We start from the raw sequence: 4,059 nt of genomic DNA, 5'->3' as shown, positions 1-4,059 counted from the left end.
GTTGTCCCTTGATTGTCTAGCCAATAACGAACACAAGAGTTACGCACAAACTGAGAAGTTTTGATAGCTTCATCAAGCTGGTGATATTGCTCTGGTGTTCCGTTTTTTAGCTTTGCTTCTACGACTAGCATCTAACAATCCTCGACCCTTGGCTAGGTTAAGTATAATACAGTTTACCCACAGATGGTGGAATTAAATCGATGCTCCGGGGTTGATATTCTGGTCGGATTTCATCCCCCGCAAAGGTGAGTATCTTGTCGAAAAATGTAGCGGGGGCATTCATCCGACATTTTAGGTAAACTATAAGGGATATCGTCATCAGGTATGATCGGCGATCAACTCCCGAATATATGGACAACAAAAACTCATGGAGACATCCTATACCCTAGCTGATGGGCGTGAAGCACTTCAATGCCCCACTTTAGTTGAAGACGATCGCACGGGCATGAGTCCCGAAACCCTAAAACGGGCTTTTCTGGACAATCTGTTTTATTTGCAAGGGGTTAACCGCACCGATGCCAGTCCCTACAATTACTATGTCGCCCTTGCCTACACCGTTCGCGATCGCCTCCTGCGTCGTTTTCTGAAATCCACCGACACCTACAAACAAGAAAAAGTTAAACTCGTCTGCTATTTCTCCGCCGAATTCCTCATGGGGCGGTATTTAGGCAATAATCTCGCTAATTTGGGTATTTATGACCTAATCAAAGAGATGATCGAGGAATTAGGTCTTGATTTTGAGGAAATTATCGAACAGGAACCAGATCCCGGCCTCGGAAACGGCGGTTTAGGGCGTTTAGCGGCTTGTTTCCTCGATTCCCTCGCTTCCCTAGAAATTCCCGCCATCGGTTACGGTATCCGCTACGAATTTGGCATTTTCCATCAAATCATCCAAGACGGTTGGCAGGTGGAAATCCCCGATAACTGGCTACGCTTCGGCAATCCTTGGGAATTACCCCGTCGCGATGAAAGTGTGGAAGTAAAACTGGGTGGCCGGACGGAAATCTATCACGATGATAAGGGACAAGAACGAGTACAATGGCTGCCGGAACGTCGGGTTTTAGCCATTCCCCACGATACCCCCGTCCCGGGTTACAAAACCAACACGGTTAACGCTTTGCGTCTCTGGAAAGCAGAAGCGAGTGAATCGTTTAATTTTGAGGCTTTTAACGCTGGGTTATACGATCAATCCGTGGCCGAAAAAATGGACGCGGAAACCATTTCTAAAGTCCTTTATCCCAACGATAACACCCCCGCCGGTCGCGAATTACGTCTCGCCCAACAATACTTTTTTGTGGCCGCTTCCCTGCAAGATTTAATTCGCATTCACCTAAAAAGCCACAAAAATCTGCAAAACTTCCACGAAACCGCCGCTATTCAACTGAACGATACTCACCCCGCCATTGCGATCGCTGAGTTAATGCGTTTGTTAGTGGATGAAAACGGCTTAGAATGGTCAAAAGCCTGGACAATTACCCAAAAAACCTTCGCTTATACCAATCATACCCTATTGCCGGAAGCCCTGGAACGTTGGTCGGCGGAGCTGCTCGGCAAACTGCTGCCCCGACATCTAGAAATTATCTACCTGATCAATCACTTTTTCCTCGATGATGTGCGGACTTGGTTTCCCGATAACGAGGAATTATTGGGCAAATTGTCGATAGTTGAAGAAGCTGGTTGGGGTAATAAACAAATTCGCATGGCTAATTTAGCCTGTGTGGGTAGTCACTCGATTAACGGAGTCGCCGCTTTACACACGGAGTTACTGCAAAAAGACACCCTGAAAGAGTTTGCCATGCTCTGGCCGGAAAAATTCTACAATAAAACCAATGGTGTCACCCCGCGCCGGTGGATTTTATTGAGCAATCCCCAATTATCGGCACTATTTACCGAAAAAATCGGCGATGATTGGTTAAAAGACCTGAAGGAATTGCGAAAACTGGAACAATACCTTGATGATCCCGCATTCCGTCAGCGTTGGTATGAAATTAAACAGGCGAATAAGGCCGATTTAGCGGCTTATATGCTGAAAACCCGCAATATCGAGGTGGATGTTAATTCGATTTTCGATGTGCAGGTAAAACGGATTCACGAATACAAACGCCAACATCTGGCAGTTCTGCACATTATCGCCCTTTATAATCGCATTAAACAGAACCCTCAGATCGATATCGTGCCGCGCACTTTTATCTTTGGTGGTAAGGCAGCTCCTGGTTACTTTATGGCGAAGTTAATTATTAAGTTAACTAATGCTGTAGCTGAAATTGTTAATAAGGATCCCGATGTCAGAGGTCGTTTAAAATTGGTTTTCCTGCCTAACTTTAACGTTTCTTTGGGTCAACGCATCTATCCAGCAGCGGATCTTTCCGAACAGATTTCTACGGCGGGTAAGGAAGCTTCCGGAACCGGTAATATGAAGTTCGCTATGAATGGCTCCCTCACCATTGGGACTCTGGACGGCGCTAATATCGAAATTCGCGAGGAAGCAGGGGCAGAAAATTTCTTCCTTTTTGGCTTGACAGCAGAAGAAGTTTATGCTAAGAAGGCACACGGTTATGAACCGATGAGCTATTACAAAAATAATCGCGAATTGAAGGGAGTGATCGATCGAATTAAGAGTGGTTATTTTAGCCATGGTGACACGGAATTATTCAGGCCGATCGTTGATTCTCTCCTCTACGATGACCAGTATATGCTTTTAGCTGATTATCAATCCTACGCTGATTGTCAGGAACAGGTAAGTGAAGCTTATCGCGATCGGGACAAGTGGACGCGGATGTCGATTCTCAACTCGGTTCGTATGGCAAAATTCTCTAGCGATCGCACGATCTGGGAATATTGTCAAGAGATTTGGAAAGTTAATCCGGTCAAGATTAGTTTAGAGGATTAAAAAACTCGGTCAAGTTCGGGTTTAGTCCTTGACTAGCCCGAATTCTGGAACCGTAGCCCCAAAAATGCTTTGTGAAAACGTCTGATTGAATGAGCGACTATGATTAGGTTATCTTTGACAATCATGAGTATTTAGGGTCTGCTGAAAAAGTTTTTCGGTGGGGGTTGGGGGTTGGGGGTTGGGGGGTTGGGGTGTGGGGTGTGGGGTTTTACCCATTTTCAGGTGGTCAATTACCTAATTTTCAGGGAAAAAGTCCCTGAATTTTCCCCCCAATCACTGCAAGGGTCGGCACTTTTTGAGGGAAAAAAAGTCTAAAAACCTTGTTGGATAAGGTTTTTAGATTTATTCAGCAAACCGTATTTATTGTCTTAAATCACATCATGGGGTCGCTCTCTCGAAAAGAATCATAGTCCATCACACAATCACAAAAATCATAGTTAAGACGATGATTAGAATGATTGAATGAGCGACTATGATTAGGTTATCTTTGACAATCATGAGTATTTATTAGACTTGTTGGGTTATAAGGGATAATAAGAAAAAAAGCAATGATCAGAAAATCCAAGAATGCTAGATATAGAAAGGATACTCAAAGAAGAACGCTTAATACGGGCGATGACAGGGCTAAATAGCCAAGCCTTCAATGCACTCCTACCAAGTTTTACAGAAGCGTCTGAAAAAAGTCTAATCAAACCCGAAATAAAAAGAAAACGGGCAATGGGAGGAGGGAGAAAAGCAACATTGAGAGAAATGAAAGACAAATTGTTCTATATATTGTTGTACTGCAAATGTTATCCGACTTTCGACCTGATGAGTGTGTTATTTAATTTTGACCGTTCCTGCGCTCACCAATGGGTACATCGACTGTTGCCGATATTAGAGGTATCATTAGGGGACAAAAAAGCGTTGCCAGTTCGTCAGTTAACAAGCCGGAAAGAATTTGTCGAAAAATTTCCCTTCGTCAAAAAAGTCATCTTAGATGGAACAGAGCGTCCAGTACAACGCCCGCCAGATAATGAGAAACAGAAAGAGTATTATTCAGGGAAGAAAAAACGACATACGAGGAAACACATTACAGGCAGTACAGATGAAAAGCGTGTCATCTACTTGAGTAAAGGGAGGGGAGGAAAAGCCCATGATAAAAAACAATTGGACGAGGAAAATTTAGG

At 44.0% G+C, this 4,059-nt stretch carries 3 protein-coding genes and 1 pseudogene; 2 read left to right on the top strand and 2 right to left on the bottom strand.

Annotation, left to right across the window (positions count from 1 at the left end):
- Positions 1-131, bottom strand: a pseudogene (locus tag IM322_RS10115) (RNA-guided endonuclease TnpB family protein); the annotation flags it as partial.
- Between the two features lie 26 nt (positions 132-157).
- Positions 158-319: a hypothetical protein gene (locus tag IM322_RS10110; protein ID WP_287676166.1), complete on the bottom strand. Its 162-nt coding sequence runs from the start codon at positions 317-319 to the stop codon at positions 158-160.
- Positions 320-367: 48 nt separating this feature from the next.
- On the opposite strand from IM322_RS10110, the gene IM322_RS10105 reads away from it, so the two are divergent.
- Together IM322_RS10105 and IM322_RS10100 are read left to right on the top strand one after the other, a co-directional pair.
- Positions 368-2,890: a glycogen/starch/alpha-glucan phosphorylase gene (locus tag IM322_RS10105; RefSeq protein ID WP_287676167.1), complete on the top strand. Its 2,523-nt coding sequence runs from the start codon at positions 368-370 to the stop codon at positions 2,888-2,890.
- Between the two features lie 567 nt (positions 2,891-3,457).
- A partial coding sequence (locus tag IM322_RS10100) for a transposase family protein (RefSeq protein ID WP_287713188.1) occupies positions 3,458-4,059 on the top strand: 602 nt, incomplete at its 3' end.

It is taken from the genome of Microcystis sp. M109S1 (assembly GCF_020247025.1).
Taxonomy (GTDB): domain Bacteria; phylum Cyanobacteriota; class Cyanobacteriia; order Cyanobacteriales; family Microcystaceae; genus Microcystis.
Note: the sequence above shows the minus strand (reverse complement) of the source record. Positions and strands in the feature narration are given on the sequence as shown.